The following is a 15487-nucleotide window of genomic DNA, read 5'->3' on the forward strand; positions in this document are numbered from 1 at the left end:
AGATAATGGCGGCAAAAGAAAGGAGGTGAGACCGGTGAGATTCCTCTATAGAAGATATCATACCATCTGCGACATCATGTTCCTTCTCGGGGTGTGGGGTATCTTCTGCCTCATCTGGTTGTGGAGCTTCAATCCTTAGACATAGTGCTTCCATCCCCCGGATTTTCCGGGGGAAGTGAGGACAGTCCGTCCTGAAGACTCACGTTGTTCGTTCCGTATTCTTCCTCGCCCAATCCGAACCATTTCCCGATATTCAAATATCTGCCCATCCATGTTTCCCGCGCGGGTTCGCTCAGGTCGACCCTGCTTGCCTTGATCACCGACGGAAGGATGAGCAGGGCGCCGACGGTCGTCGCCGTCATGGTGATCGCCAGCAGAATTCCCAGCAGCATGATGGGAATGAAGCTGGAGAGCAGAAAGACGAAGAACCCGCAGATAAGCGCCAGTGAAGTGAAGATAATGGCCTTCCCCGTCACGGCCAGAGTCCGTTCGATCGTTTCGTCCACACCGTATCCCCTCGCCCTGTTATGCCTGAAATTATTGAGAAAATGGATCGTGTCATCAACACCGATGCCGATGGTGACGGCGGCGATAACCGATGTGGGCATATCAAGGGCGATACCCAGCCAGCCCATGATGCCGAAGTTGATGAGAACGGCCACCCCCATGGGGATCAGTGCCAGAAGGCCCGCCGCGAAATGCTGGAAGAGCAGTATGGCGATGATATCGACAACAACCAGGGACAGTATGAGGCTCTGAAGCTGGCCCGTGATGAGGTAGTGGGACACCTGGACTTCGATGATGGGAAATCCCGAGATAGTATAGGATGCTCCCGGTGGAAGGTTCCGGTCAAGATACCCGCTGATCCTCTTCCCGATCGCGTCGATCTCAGCGGTGCCGACCGGTTGTCCTTCCTTGCGGCAGAGCCGTGCCAGGAGATCGCAGGTGCGGTAGTCAATATCGACAAAAGGTTCAAATTCATCAAAACGCCCGTCCGAATCATCGTCATCGCCTGCGTAGATCTCCAGATAATCCTGTATGTCCGTCCTGTTCGTCGGGATTGCGTAGGCTGCGGGGTCGTCGTTATTCATGGCCATATGCATGGTCTTGATGAAGTCGGAAAAAGAATCCGTCCTGCCGATCTTCAGGTCCCTGTTTTCATCCGTCTCGAGCCAGTTTCTGAAGGCTTCGAGGGCGTTGAGAAACTCCGGCGATTTGACCCCGTCGACGGAACCGGAATTTATCAGGATATCGAACCCCCAGCCGCCGCCGAACTTTTCACCGATGGTGTTGATATCTTTCCTGACGGAACTGCCTTTTTTGAAATAGCTGACATAGGCCGTATCGACTTCGAGCTGGAGAAAACCGGCGATGGATATGACCAGGATAATGACAATGGCCACGACGACCTTCCGGTGATGTCGAATGGCACCCCGGGCCATGAGGGCGATGATGCGGTCCACGATCGTAACGCGGGGTTGTTTCCGCCGGTTCCAGAGCCCCTGGGGCCGTTCGTGGGGCAGCATGGAGAGGCTGGCGGGAATGAGGGAACTGGCTGTAATAACGGCGAAGAGTGCCCCGATCGCCGAAAAAAAGCCCCACTCCCGGACGCATGAGAGCTGGCTGGGAACGAGCGTCATAAAGGCTATGAAGGTCGTGAGTCCCGCCAGAAGGACCGTCAGGGAAATGTGGGTCATGGATACACGAAGTCCCTCCTCCTTCCCCGCCGCTGTTATCATGTCGAAGTCGGCATAATACTGGTTCAGGATGTGAATGGCGTATGAACTTCCCACGGCGATCATCAGCGTCGGGAGCGAAGAGGCCATGACGGTGATCTTAAATCCCAGGTGTCCCATGAGGCCCAGGAGCCACAATTCGGCCAGGCTGAGCGATGCCAGGGGGAGGATGACGCCGCGGACCGTTCGGAAGTTGATGTAGAAAACGGCCATGACCACGAGCATGACCAGGGGAACGAGCACGATGAAATCGGAGCGGATGTAGTTGACGACCCGGACATAGACGATGGGCATTCCCGTGGATACGATCCTGAGGTCCCGGTGTCCCTCGATTATTTCGATGAGTTCCCGTGCCACGGGGTCCCGGTCTTCCACATTGATGAACTTGATGATGACACCGAAATCGCTGATCTCTTCCGTGACCGGGTCGCGGCTGTAGAGGGCGTTCTCAAAGGACGGGTTTCTCTCCAGCCGTTTCCTGAACGAGGTGATGTCTTCGCCGGTCTCCGGCAGTATCCTGTTTCCTTCCTCGTCTTCTTCTATGAGATCTACCACCTCCAGGGTGTCTTCAGCGCCCTTGATGTCTTTCATTGTCAGGGGGGAAACGATCTCGTCGATGAATTCTTCCTGTTTCAGGGCCGTGACCCGCTCGATCTCTGCGCGGAGTTTTTGCAGGTTCTTTGTAGTAAGGATCTTTTTGGTGCCGAAGAGTTTTGTTATTTTTCGTTCCAGGAGCCGGCGGAAGGGGGGGGCGTCGGTAAAAGCGGCGGAAAGCTCGGCCCCGCTGATATGCACACCCGTTGTGATCTCGGTGAGCCGCTGCAGGCGTTTTTTTTCACTTTGAAAGGAGAAGTCCTTGAATTCCTCGATGTCCCTTAAAAGCTCGTGAAATTTTCGGATCGTCACGGGGCTCCAGAGGTCGTCGGCAGAGACGGCCATGACTACGAACTGGCCGTTATCCCCGTAAGTCTCCTTCAACTTGTTGTAGAAGATATACTTGCTGTCATGCTTGGGCATGATGGTTTCAATGGAATTGTCGATCTTGAGCTTCAACATGCCCGGCGCGAGGATCACGGTGATGAGAGCGAGGATGATAAAGACAGGTATGGGATGTCGAATTGCGAATCGAATAAAGCGGTTCATCTATGGAGAAGACCCCCTCAATGGATCGAGCGTCATTTGACACCAATGGTGCCTATAAGTCAACAGAAGTTATTTTCTATTCCTGCTTTGGCGTGCCGGGAAGCCCATGCCGGCGTGTTCCGGCGGCCTCATTTCCGGGGCAGGGCGTGCCATCTTCCCCGCGCCGCCTGTTGGTCAGGTAGGCGCCCCCGATGACGAGGACCGCGCCGGCGGTAAGGGACCAGTCGAGCCGTTCCTGCAGGATGAGAGCGGCGAGGATGATGGCGCTGACGGGAACGAAATTAATGAATACGGCGGCCCGGGACGCCCCGATCTTCTTGATACCCTGATAATACCAGGAAAAGCCGATGACGGTGCCGAACAACCCCAGGTAGGCGATGCCGAGCCAGTCGGTCGTCGAGTAGGTCGTGATGTCCCGGATCAATCCTTCAGTGCAGGCCGGAAGGAATAGTGCAACGGCGCCAATGAGGCATGAATAGGTCACCGCCGCCATCGGTGAGATGTCTCTCATGGCGGCCTTTCCGATGAGAGAGTAAAGCACCCAGCTTGCCACGCACCCGAGGATCAGAAGCTCTCCTGTTCCGAGGCCGCCCTGCAGGATCGTGAGCGGAGCGCCCCTGGTTATGACTATGACCGCCCCCGAGACACAGAGGAGGATGCCGAGGACGGATGTCGTCCCCAGGCGTTCTCCGAAGAACAGGGCCGCGAAAAGGGCGATGAAAATGGGATTTGAAGCAATGATAAGAGAGGCCCGGCTTGCCGTGATGATCTGTAAGCCGGAAAAGAAAAAGACATTGTAGGCGAAGACCCCCGACATTCCCAGCAGGAGAACCGGCAGAACCTGGTGCCGCTTCAGCCGCGGCAGCGATCCCTCGATGTGCCGGGTCGCGATGACAAGAAAAAAGGAGGCAATGGTGAAACGAAGAAATGCCGCGCTGAAAGGGTTCACGTCCTGCGCCACGATCCGACCCGCAATGAAGGTTCCGCCCCAGAACAGGGCCGTGAAAAGGAGTTTTACATATACCATCATGACCGTTGCAGTTCCCTACAGGAATTGACCGGCAAGCCAGTAGAGAAACATCCCCGCGAGGACCGTCCCCGCCAGTGAGCGTGTTTTCAATGCCACCAGAAACGTCGGAATAGCGACGAGCAGCTCCGGTGTCGTCACGTCAAGGTGCCGGGGAACTCCGGTCGTCAGGAGCAGGGGCAGGATCAGGGCGCTCAGAATGGCGGCCGGGATGTATTCGAGCCATTCCGTGAACCACCGTGGAAGTGCCCGGCGGGAGAGAAAAAGGAGAGGAACCAACCGGGGCACATAGGTAACGACCCCCATGCCGAGGACCACAAGGATGTAATCGCGCTCGATCATGACCCCACCTCTTTTTCCCTGAACAGTGAAGTTCCTTTGAGGATAACACCCAGCGAGGCGGCCGCGATCGAGGCGATTACGATGTAGGCATTCCCCTCGAACAGGAGGGAAAGTATGACGGCGCAGACCCCTGCTGCAAGAGCGACGATTACGTATATGAGCCCTCTGATCTGCAAGATGAGAAGGCAGATGAACATGGCGATCAGGGCGTAATCGATTCCGAAGGCTCCGGACGGAATGAAGTGGCCCGTGTAGCCGCCCAGGACCGTGAAGAGGACCCAGGTCAGGTTCGACGTATGGTTCAGGACCAGGGCCCGCCGCCAGTCCCAGCCGCCGTCCCTGAATCTGGCGATGTTCAGAGCGAAACTCTCATCGGTGATACCGTAGGAGAAAAGGGAAAGCCAACCGGGCCCGATATTCCTGAGATGAATGGCGAGGGAGGAACTCATGAGCACATGGCGCAGATTGACGGTAAAAGTGGTTGCCACGATGGGAAGAATACCGGCCCCCGCGCCGAGCATGGAAACGGCGATGAACTGGGCGCTTCCCGCATATACCAGGAGTGACATCAAAGCGATCTCCAGGCAGTTCAACCCCGCCTTCTGGGCGATTATCCCGAAGGCGAGGCCGATGGCCAGGTATCCGAGGCAGATCGGCCAGGCGCCGAGAACGCCGTCGCGGATCGCTCTCTTCCAGGTATCATTCATCATCGTCACCGGATTGAAAATCCTCGCCGTACACGGTATGGCTGCCGCGTATGGGCCGTGTTCCACATTTCAGAAGTGAAGGGTTTTCCCCGGACTTCTCTCTCGCTCTCTCGCTTTGCCCCTTTGCTACCGGCGTTTCAGGTATCAAAAACGTTTCGAACCGGCAAAAAGCGGATTCGGGCGAAAGGCCCTTGACACGTAAATGCATCGGACATACTACACTGCCGGGGCTATGTCAAAGCCGCTTTTTGTGTTGCCGAATTGACAGACCCGGTGAGGTCATGTATAGGCAAATGGAACGGGCTGTGCCCGGCGAGAACAGGTGTGCAGGGGGTCAGGTCATGCAGAATTTCGTCTTTGAAAATCCGACAAAGATCATTTTCGGCAGGGGGCAGATCAGAAAGGTCGGTCCCGAGACGGCCCGGTATGGGAAGAAGGTGTTGCTTGTCTACGGGGGAGGCAGTATCAAGACAAACGGCATCTATGACCAGGTGCTGGACTCACTGAACGGAGCGGGGATCTCCGTTGTTGAATTTTCAGGTGTCAGGTCAAATCCGGTATTGTCCCATACCCGTGAAGGGATCGCTCTCGCCCGTGAGGAGAACGTTGACGCGGTGGTTGCCGTGGGCGGCGGGAGCGTGATCGACGAGGCGAAAACGATCGCGGCGGGAACGAAAGCCGATCATGACGTATGGGATTTCTTTATCGGCGCCCGGGTCATCAAGGCAGCCCTTCCCGTCCTGACGGTCCTCACCCTCTCGGCGAGCGCCTCGGAAATGAATCCGGCGGCCGTCATAACGAACGAAGAAGGCGCCCATAAATTCAGCATCAATTCACCGTTCATCAGGCCGAAGGCCTCCATCCTTGATCCATCGGCCCTTTTCACAGTAAGTCCCGCCTACACCGCTTACAGCGCCGTCGATATCATCACCCACATGCTCGAGGGATATTTCAACAACGAGGAACCGGACAGCATCCTTCAGGACCGGCTGGTGGAGGGCATCATGAAAACCCTCATGGAAAGCACCGAAGCGGTCCTCCGGGATCCCGAGGATTACAACGGACGGGCGAAAATGATGTGGTCCGCGACGATCGGGTTCAATGGGCTGACCGTTGCCGGCATGGGACGGGTCATGCTGCCGGCCCACATGATAGAGCATTCCCTGAGTGCCCTCTATGATATCGCGCACGGCGCCGGTCTTTCCATAGTTCTCCCGGCATGGATGAGCCACACTGTTCAGGCAGGGCCTGCCAAATTCGCCCGCCTGGCCCGTGAGGTTTTCGGGGTCACCCAGCCGGATGATGCGACGGCGGGCAGGGCGGGGATCGATCATTTGAAGAATTGGTTCGCTTCCATCGGCAGTCCCGTATCGCTGGCGGAGGCGAACATCCCGGCGACGGACATCGGGAACATAGCCGCCAACGCGGAAGAGCTCGCACGGGTATGGCGGCTGAACGATTATACACGGGAGGTGATCGCCGATATCCTTGACATCTGCAGGTAACAGGAACGGGGACATGCCGGTTGCAATGACTGCAATTATTCTGACAGGCGGCAAAAATGTTCGAATGGGGTCGAACAAGGCCTTTCTGAAGATCGGTGAAGAACGACTTATCGACCGAACCATTGGAATACTCAGGGATGTTTTCACGGAGATCATACTGGTCACCAACACCCCCCTGGAGTATCTCGACCTGGGCGTCGCGGTCGTGACGGACGTGATAAAGGGGAAATCCGCCCTGGGGGGTATCTATACCGGTCTCCTGCATGCCTCCTGTGAGTATGTATTCGTCACGGCCTGTGATATGCCCTTCATACGGAGGGATTTCATCATGCACATGGTGCGGCAGGCCGACGGCTCGGCCGACGTGATCGTTCCCCGTGTTCCTGAAGGATTTCAACCCCTCCATGCCATCTATTCGCGGCGGTGCCTGCCCCGGATAAAGCGGCTCATTGACCAGGACCGCCTGAAGATCACCGGATTTTACGAACAATCCCGAATGACCGTTATTCCCGGGCACGTCATCGATTCCTTCGAGGGCGGGCCGCGGATGTTTTTCAATGTGAACACGCCGGAGGACCTGTCGGCAATACCCTTACCCGATTGATTTTAGTTGACAAACACAGCTGTATCGGATAGTGGTTTCCAGAATTTACTATAATGGTGAATTATCGGTGTCTTTTGCATTTTGACATGAAAAGGAGGGATTCATGGCGGAACAGAAAGTAATGAATCGATGGTATGTGGTCATCGGAGCGATCCTGATCCAGCTCTGTCTCGGAGCCATTTATGCGTGGTCCGTGTTCACCCCGAAGCTGACACTCCAGGGAGGGATGTATAATTTCAGCGCCAGCCAGGCGGCCTGGGTGTTTTCCGTGGGTCTCCTTGTCTTTGCCGTGGTGATGATCATATCAGGACGGATCATCGGGCAGATGGGGCCGAGAAAGCTCGCGACCCTCGGTGGTATCGTCCTTGGTGTAGGATACATGCTCGGCGGGCTCTTCGGCAGCACTTTCCCGGCCCAGTTGATCTTTATCGGCATTATCGGCGGTGCCGGCATCGGCCTTGCCTACGTGGTACCCATTGCCGTGGGTGTCAAGTGGTTCCCCGACAAGAAGGGTATGGTCACCGGCCTGGCAGTCGCTGGTTTCGGTTTCGGCGCCACCATCTGGGTCAAATCGGCCGGCTCCTGGTTCGATCTTCTGAACAGGCTCGATTTCTTCGGCCTGGGGGGAGTACAGAGCGTTTTTTTCCTCTACGGCATCATTTTCCTCATCGCCGTTGTTCTTGGCAGCATCGTCATGGTCGATCCACCGGCGGGATATTGTCCTGAGGGCTGGACCCCGCCCGTGAACAATGCGGGCGCGAAAGGAGCTTCCGCGTCGGGTCTCGTCGATTTTGTTCCCGGAGAAATGCTGAAAACCCCCCAGTTTTACATGACCTGGGTAACCTTTCTCTTTTCGGCGATAGCAGGCCTGATGGTCATATACTGCATCAAGCTTTTCGGTATTGACAAGCTCTCAGCCGGCGGCATTGAGACGGCGACCGCATCAGCCATCGCCGGCACGGCAATGGCATGGTACGCCATATTCAATGGTCTCGGCCGGATCGTCTGGGGGACCGTTTCCGATAAGATCGGTCGAAAAATGGCCATATTCCTCATGTGCCTTTTCCAGGGGATCATTATGCTGCTCTTTTACAAGATGGGCGGTGCCGGTGTGACCCTCATCATCGGGGCCTGCATCATCGGGTTCAACTTCGGCGGCAACTTCGCCCTTTTCCCGGCGGTCACCGCGGACTACTTCGGCAATAAGAACGTGGGGCTGAATTACGGATATGTCTTCGTTTCCTATGGTATCGCCGGCGTGATCGGTCCTCAGGTCGCGGGGTTCTTCAAGGACGCCGCCAAGGGCGGCAGTGATCCTTCCATCTGGATCACCCCCTTTATCATAGCCGGTGTCGCCTGCCTGCTGGGTGCGGTCATCACTCTGGTTTCACGGCCGCCGAAAAAGGCCTGAGATTGGAAGAATGTACAAAAAAAGCGCCGGCCCGCTGGACCGGCGCTTTTTTTGTTTGATAGACTGCTCTCTGTGGATGAATGATTGTGGATGAATCATTTTTGAGCGGCCATTGAAACGTTTTTTCAGCAGTGGCAAAGGGGCACAGCGACAGAGTGACAAAGCGAACATCGTGAAACCTGTGATATCAAGTGTTCCTTCAGTTCCCTCTTTAGCAAAGGGGGATCAAGGGGGATTTTATTTACAAAGGGAGGGGAAAAACCCTTGAACCCCATAAGACCTTTTCAATGGCCGCTTCAAAAAAGATTCGGGCAAAAGTACTGTGAAAGATTGCCTTCGGCTATTCCCCTTCCACGATCGTTTCATAGGTCCAGATGTATATAAGGTCACATTCTTCCGGGTCGTTGTTGTCGTAATCGTATTTTTTCTTCCAGAGGTTCCCGTCGGCATAATATTCATAGTAGATCGCGTTGTCTATCTTCCCGTTCCCGCTGTCGTCGATCTCTTCCTTGATAAGAAGGTCCTCGTCGTCGTAAGAATAGTAATTGCCCGTCACGAGGGTCCCGTCTTCAGGCTCTCCCAGGAAGCTTTCCATGCTCGTCATATTGCCGTCGTCATCATAGTCATACCCGTAGGAGAAGTCAGTTTCCCCGTTGTTGTCCAGATCGGTCAGCGTCACCTCCATGTACCATTCATCAGCGATGAGCACATAGGTGTAGGAAGAGGTGGTGTACGCTTCGGCTTCGTCGCCGAAATAATACTCCACCTTTTCGAGATTACCGTTTTCGTCGTAGCTGAATATGTTTGTATAATCCCAATCGCCGTCGTCATCCTCGTCAAGCCGTTCGAGGACCATTTCCCACTCGCCGTCGATGTCCTCGTAGGTGTAGGCATAGACCTGGTCGGCGCTGAACTCGGCACCGTCGTAGCTGAGGTCCGCCTGCCGCTCAGTGATGTTTCCATGATCATCGTAAAAATAGCGAGCCGCGTTGGTTGATGCATCGGCGATATCTTCATAGACGGCGAATGTCAGGTTGAGCCCTTCGTATGTGTAAGTATATACCCAGTCGAGAGTGCCATCACCGTCGTCGTCCCCCTCTTCCTTGACCAGATTTTCATCGGTATTGTAGTATTCACTCTTTTCCATCTGGAGTACTTCCGCTTCGTCATATTTCCTGCTCCAGGTCCTGGTTATCCGCCCTTCACCGTCGGTGTAATCGGTAATGATGTAGTTATACACGCCGGTTTCTCTTTTTTCGGGCACCGGTTTCGTGTCTTCCTCACCGCTGGCGATGATCGCGATGCATCCGAAGAGGACCAGGACAACAAGACTGAGCCTTCGAAGATATTTCCTCATGGTTATTCGTACGCCCTTCATGACAGTTCCTTATCTTTTTTATTTGTTAACATCCTTATTACCACATAGGCCGCTGCTGTTCCAATAATTGTCGCCGCCAGGTCGATGGGATCAAAGGTCCCCAGGCGAAAGAAATTCGCCGTGTTTTCCAGAAAGGGGATCCCCTGAAACCAGTCGGGAATGATCGCGGCGATGACCGTTCCGTATCTCTGCCCCGTTTCAAAGAGGCAGTCGACGATACACCAGCCGGCACATATGACAATGTGTCCGCGGTTCCCCGTTCGAACCAGTCCCGCCGTGAGGAGGATGAAGGAGAACACATGCGTGAAGGAGGGGAGCGCACGGACAATGTCGCCGAGGGTGCCCGGAATGACCGGCGGAGACGGCATGTCAAAGGGGTTGTACCTGAGAAAATAGGCGCTGTCGCCGGGACGGCTGACGAGGTAGATCCCCGTTCCCAGAAAAAGGACCACTGTTCCGATGAGCAACAGGGTTCCATTATATTCTCTGTGACGCTCCATAACGCTTTGAAAAGGCCCCTTCGGCACGCATCATTTCGCATGAATGCAATCTATCTATCGGAACGCCGGCGCTTTGTCAAACGGGATATGACTGGTATTTGCGCGGGGCCTGTGATAGTTCATGTTAAACCATGTTAGCCCTTAACGCAGTGAAAAAAAAGTTCACGGGGTGTGAGACTTACCCGGCTTTCCGGAGCATGCCGGGACGGGTACGGTTATTCATGGCCTGCCTTTTCTTCTGCGCCCATCTGCTTGCCCTTTTGCTGTGTACGGGTGTGCCGTCCTGCCGGGCCGCTGACGAGGCGTGCAGCGCGACATTGAAGGAGCGGATCGGCCAGATGATCATGGTCGGTTTCCGCGGGCTTGCCGTGGATGATGAAACTCCGGTCATCACCGACATACGGGCCGGTCGCGTGGGAGGCGTGATCCTTTTTGACCATGATGTCCCCGCGGGACGGCCCGTTAGAAACATCGCGTCACCGGAACAGCTCAGAAGATTGACCGGGGACCTTCAAAAGGCGGCGCCCATCCACCTGTTTATCGCCCTGGACCAGGAGGGAGGCAGGGTCAACCGCTTGAAGGAGAGGTTCGGGTTTCCCCCGACGGTTTCCCAGCGTTTTCTGGGGGACCGTGATGACCTGGAGCTGACCGGGCGGTACGCGGAACGAACGGCGCAGACCCTGGCTGCCGTGGGTGTGAACGTAAACTTCGCCCCCGTAGTGGACCTCGATGTCAATCCCGATAACCCGGTCATCGGCGGGCTGGAGCGGAGTTTTTCGGCAGACCCGGCCTTTGTGACCCGGCATGCCCGGACAATGATCGAGACCTTTCACCGCTTCGGTATTCTGTCGGCGGTCAAACATTTTCCGGGCCACGGCAGTTCACGGGGGGATTCGCACAAGGGTTTTGTCGATGTGACCGCCACATGGTCGTCCCTGGAACTGATCCCCTTCCGGACCCTCGTGGAAAACGGTCTCTGTGACATGGTCATGACGGCGCATATCTTCAATGAAAAACTGGACTCCCGGTGGCCCGCAACGCTCTCAACGAAGGTTGTCGGCGGGATCCTCCGTGAGGATATGCAATTTCAGGGGGTCATTGTCTCGGACGACCTGCAGATGGAGGCGATCAGGTCGTTTTATGAGACCGGTGTCGTAATTCGAAGGGCCATCGAGGCAGGCTGTGACATTCTTCTGTTCGCGAATAATTCGATCTATGAAGAGGATATCGCCGCACGCGCCCAGCGCCTGATAGAGGAAATGGTCGACCGTGGCGAGATCACGCCTGAACGGATCGATCGCTCGTTTCTGAGAATACAAAGGCTCAAGGAACGGCTGGGAACCGCCCCCTGAGCTCTCCTGCTTCCTCCGGGCCGAGTGGGGGTAAAGGAATGGCCGGAGGTTTCTGAATTTATCGATTTCGGCCGTACCGCTCGTGGCTCCATACCCAGTCAAGGGAGGATATGGCCGCTGCCAGGGACAACTCGCCGGCTCCTACCACGGCGGCAACGATCTCCGCGAACTTTCTCACCTTTCCCTTTCCATGGCATCCCAGGATCTCGAGACATTCCCGCTGTGTGGGTAGCCCCGTTCCGCCTCCGTGGGTGGCGACGATAAGCGAAGGGATCGTGATCGAACCATAGAGATCTCCCTCGGGGGTCACCTCCGTGTAAAGCATGCCGGCGGAACATTCCGATACATTCGCCACATCCTGGCCCGTGGCGATAAAGAGGGCCGTGATGGCGTTCGTCGAATGGAGGCCGTTGTTGTTGACGCCGGCCATGAAGGCACCCACGTTGGCGATATTGCTGTGACGGCAGAGCGTTTCCGGGTCGACCCGCATATGCTGGATGAGCACCTCCCGGTCGATGGTGATCTCCGCCGTCACCCGTTTGCCGCGGGTGTGCATGATATTTACCTGGGAAGCCTTTTTGTCGGTGGCAAAATTCGCTTCGAGATAGTAGTGACGGATCCCCTGATAGTGATTGACGATCCAGTTACAGGCGGCGAAGGTCGCATGGTTGACCATGTTCTGGCCGGCGGCGTCCCCGGTGGTGAAGTTGAACCGGAGGTACACGAACTTGCTGGCCAGGAATTTCTGGATATTGATGAGCCGGGCGACCGATGAGGTCGACTCGGCCTGCTTCGCGATGTCGTCAAAGGCGTCATCGATCCAGTGGGCGAATGTGCGGGCTTCCCTGGCTGAATCGAAGACAAAGACCGGTGCCCGTTGCATGCGATCATCGGATATGGTCGTTTTGATACCACCGCAGAGGTTGATCACCTTCATGCCCCGGTTGTACGATGCTACCAGGGTCCCCTCCGTTGTAGCCAGGGGGATGATAAAATCACCCTGGGCATGCTCACCGTTAATGCGGATGGGACCGGCAAACCCCACCGGTACCTGTGCCACGCCGGTGAAATTCTCGATGTTCCCTTGCGTCAGAGAGGGATCAAAGGAGTATTTGTCGAGATGCTCCAGGTGCACGCCCGAATATTCCTGAATGAACTCCTGCCGTTTTCGTACTATTTCAGGTTGATAATTGCGGGCCCGGTCGGAGGGAATGGCGATCCGTTCCGCCGTTTCTTCCGAGATCATGTCCTCGACCTCCAGGTTCAGCGAACCGAAGGGCTCCGTATCAAAGGCGATGCTGATACTGTGCTGTTTGTCCTTTTCGAGTGAATCTATGTGGGCATAGACATCAATGACCTGCCCGAGGGGAAAGGGTATGAGGTTCTTTTCATCAACCTCGGTGGCCCTGATGGTTGTGCCGTTCATCTTGGCTACGACCCTGTCGAGGGGCACTTCCTTGCCGTTGATCTCGACGCGGGATACGCCTGTCAGGGTGGCGTCGGCGAGGGGGTTCTTTATGCCGAAGCGGACTCCCTCATCGACGTTCATAAGGCTCCCCATCGCGTACAGCTGCTTCAGAATCAGCGCTGGTATTTCCATGGTTCCCTCCTAAAAGACATTGGAAATCTTGAACACAGTCAGAAACTTCTTCAAGGGTACCGATGACTTATGACAGCAGAAGGTCGGTGAATCGACCCCGTTGAAACGGGATTTTGTAAAATAGATACCCTTGAAGTTATAAATACCGTTCCCGTATTCATAGAGGAAACGGATGATCTTTTTTACAAGCCATGCTTCGTAGGGCCTGTCATCATCGCCGGTGACGAGGGGCGCGAGGCCGAGGTGCAGTTCTTCGATGCCCTCTTCCTTGAAAACATCCATGGCGTGAACCATGATGGTGTAGAATATTCCCTGCCTGAACGCCTGGTCGAACCGTGAAATGTTGGGAACGTACCCGATAAGACGGTTCCCCCTATAAACGGGATCGAAGTAGATGAAACCCAGAAGCTCCTCTCCCCGGTAAGCGTAAAATTTCCGGGTGCCCACGTTATAGTCCATGCTCATGGGCCGGATCAGGAAAATGATCTCTTTTCTGCTCACTTTCCTGGTTTGCAGCCACTGTCGTGACAGTTCGTAATCACGTGTTTCATCATACCCTTCGGTGACGGTAACCCCCTGTTTTAATGCCTGATTGGCCGCGGTTCTGAGGATCTGTTTTTTCTTGCCTTTCAGGTTCCACGTTCTCAGATCGACCACCGATTCAATGCCGAACTGTGTGGCGTAGAAATTGAAATGTTCATGGATCATCTCCGCCACGGGCTGTGAGACCTGGACAAAACCGCAATTGGGGCTTTCGCTGATGAAAGCACGAAGGATGTCCAGGCGATCCGCCTCATGACAGATCGGATCAGCCAGCACGGCTCGAGTGCCCCAGCGGTACATATACGACAGATATCCCTTGCCGGGTACATCGAAGTAATGCATCCCCGGCTGGAGGGCGGAATATGACATGCAGTGGCAGCCGTATTCTCTGAGATATTGAAGCCGTTCTTCAAGGCTGAAGGAGCCACTCATGGTCTTTCCAATCACGGCATGAAGTCGAGCTTGGGGTACTCTCGCGGTCCCAGTGCCCCGGTAATCAATAAGTGCGGTCGATTGTTCGGAAGGTGCCATAGTAATCTCTCACTAATTCCAGTGCAAGAAATAAAGGTACATTATCCTTGCGGCAGAAAGGACCGGCCTCTGATTCCCGGCCAGAAATGAATGACCCTGCAAAATTCGCAGGGTCACCGCTCTCTTTACCCGGATACGGGTTTCCCGTTGCCGTAACCAACCTTTTCAAGCAAACCGAAACTGACGTAACGCGTAATTGTATGATCGTATTAAGACATATTCCTGTGGGAAAATCTTGCTAAATATATACAAGCCGAGTATCAGCAAAAACCTCGTATTATAGAGGCGTCCGGTTTTGACAACGGACAGGTGAAAATGATCGATGGGTTCGTACGTCCATGCCGCTCCGCTCACGATAACTAATTTGAGTCACTACTTTTTCTGCCCCAGAATGGAATAGTACCGGTTGTCGAAGAGAAACCTGAAATACCGGACGGTCTTTATTTTCAACCCCAGTTGCTTCATGTGGAACGCATAATCATAGACGGGATGGAGAGCATTGCCGGCCGTCATCCAGAATACCAGATCGGCGATGCGCCAGTATATGACCTGGAATACCCGCCTGACCGGACCTCCTTCGGGAAGGGAAAAATCTCCCACAATGACAAAGCCCCTGCGCTTGGCCAGTTCCACAAGGTGGGACAGGATTTCAACCATTTTCTCTTCGGGGAAGACATTGAGGAAGAAATTCGCGAATACCATGTCGTACTGGTTCAACTCGCTGAATTTCAATATATCCTGATGAACCTGGCGTATCGGGTGCCTGAATTCCCTGTCCTTCATCTTTCTGTTGAATTTCTTCAGCATCGTATCGGAAAGGTCGACGACGGTCACCTTTGCCCCCCGCTCCGCCGCCGCGAGGGCATCAATACCGTGGCCCACCCCGGCGAAAAGGACCGAGTTGTCCGGCCGGATCCGGTCATGCATGGCCGTTTTGCAGTGGTCGATCTGGTTCGCGCTGTACACCATCGCCAGGAAATCATAGAGAGGCCCGATAATGGAATATTTATCCTTCATATACAGTTGTATCCTTGGAGAAGTGTGCTCCGCACCATATAGACTCCGCGGGACCCTGTCAATGGAAAAAACATGCCGGTCCCCGCCGTTC

At 55.0% G+C, this 15487-nt stretch carries 13 protein-coding genes; 4 read left to right on the forward strand and 9 right to left on the reverse strand.

The genetic code is table 11. The annotated features are described in order from the left end of the window. Window positions 1-128: 128 nt before the first annotated feature. From JXO48_11325 to JXO48_11340, 4 genes are all read right to left on the reverse strand, one after another. Window positions 129-2879: an MMPL family transporter gene (locus tag JXO48_11325; GenBank protein ID MBN2284470.1), complete on the reverse strand. Its 2751-nt coding sequence runs from the start codon at window positions 2877-2879 to the stop codon at window positions 129-131. 76 nt (window positions 2880-2955) lie between these two features. Next, entirely contained in the window at window positions 2956-3909 is a 954-nt protein-coding gene (locus tag JXO48_11330) for a DMT family transporter (GenBank protein ID MBN2284471.1), read from the reverse strand. Window positions 3910-3924: 15 nt separating this feature from the next. Beyond that, entirely contained in the window at window positions 3925-4248 is a 324-nt protein-coding gene (locus JXO48_11335; GenBank protein MBN2284472.1) for an AzlD domain-containing protein, read from the reverse strand. Continuing rightward, on the reverse strand, window positions 4245-4955 hold the full coding sequence (locus JXO48_11340) for an AzlC family ABC transporter permease (GenBank protein ID MBN2284473.1): 711 nt from the start codon (window positions 4953-4955) through the stop codon (window positions 4245-4247). Before JXO48_11340 ends, JXO48_11335 begins: the two co-directional genes overlap by 4 nt. Window positions 4956-5296: 341 nt before the next feature. On the opposite strand from JXO48_11340, the gene JXO48_11345 reads away from it, so the two are divergent. From JXO48_11345 to JXO48_11355, 3 genes are all read left to right on the forward strand, one after another. Further along, a complete protein-coding gene (locus tag JXO48_11345) occupies window positions 5297-6460 on the forward strand; it encodes an iron-containing alcohol dehydrogenase (GenBank protein ID MBN2284474.1) in 1164 nt (387 codons plus the stop codon). A 13-nt stretch (window positions 6461-6473) separates the two neighbouring features. After that, window positions 6474-7064, forward strand: a complete 591-nt coding sequence (locus JXO48_11350) for a molybdenum cofactor guanylyltransferase (protein MBN2284475.1) — start codon at window positions 6474-6476, stop codon at window positions 7062-7064. Between the two features lie 103 nt (window positions 7065-7167). Beyond that, on the forward strand, window positions 7168-8475 hold the full coding sequence (locus tag JXO48_11355) for an OFA family MFS transporter (protein MBN2284476.1): 1308 nt from the start codon (window positions 7168-7170) through the stop codon (window positions 8473-8475). 340 nt (window positions 8476-8815) lie between these two features. Here JXO48_11355 and JXO48_11360 read toward each other — a convergent pair whose 3' ends face one another. Then, window positions 8816-9853 carry a hypothetical protein gene (locus JXO48_11360; protein MBN2284477.1) on the reverse strand — a complete coding sequence of 346 codons (1038 nt, stop codon included), beginning with the start codon at window positions 9851-9853 and terminating at the stop codon, window positions 8816-8818. Beyond that, a complete protein-coding gene (locus JXO48_11365; protein ID MBN2284478.1) occupies window positions 9850-10353 on the reverse strand; it encodes a hypothetical protein in 504 nt (167 codons plus the stop codon). Before JXO48_11365 ends, JXO48_11360 begins: the two co-directional genes overlap by 4 nt. 197 nt (window positions 10354-10550) lie before the next feature. Here JXO48_11365 and JXO48_11370 point away from each other — a divergent pair, with 197 nt between their 5' ends. Continuing rightward, on the forward strand, window positions 10551-11705 hold the full coding sequence (locus tag JXO48_11370) for a glycoside hydrolase family 3 (GenBank protein ID MBN2284479.1): 1155 nt from the start codon (window positions 10551-10553) through the stop codon (window positions 11703-11705). 58 nt (window positions 11706-11763) lie between these two features. Here JXO48_11370 and JXO48_11375 read toward each other — a convergent pair whose 3' ends face one another. The 3 genes from JXO48_11375 to JXO48_11385 form a co-directional block, all read right to left on the reverse strand. Continuing rightward, on the reverse strand, window positions 11764-13305 hold the full coding sequence (locus JXO48_11375; protein ID MBN2284480.1) for a hydroxymethylglutaryl-CoA reductase: 1542 nt from the start codon (window positions 13303-13305) through the stop codon (window positions 11764-11766). 9 nt (window positions 13306-13314) lie between these two features. Then, entirely contained in the window at window positions 13315-14280 is a 966-nt protein-coding gene (locus tag JXO48_11380) for a DUF2156 domain-containing protein (GenBank protein ID MBN2284481.1), read from the reverse strand. Window positions 14281-14751: 471 nt separating this feature from the next. Further along, window positions 14752-15396 carry a class I SAM-dependent methyltransferase gene (locus JXO48_11385; GenBank protein MBN2284482.1) on the reverse strand — a complete coding sequence of 215 codons (645 nt, stop codon included), beginning with the start codon at window positions 15394-15396 and terminating at the stop codon, window positions 14752-14754. Between the last annotated feature and the right edge of the window lie 91 nt (window positions 15397-15487).

The organism is Deltaproteobacteria bacterium (assembly GCA_016933965.1).
Taxonomy (GTDB): domain Bacteria; phylum Desulfobacterota; class Syntrophia; order Syntrophales; family UBA2210; genus JAFGTS01.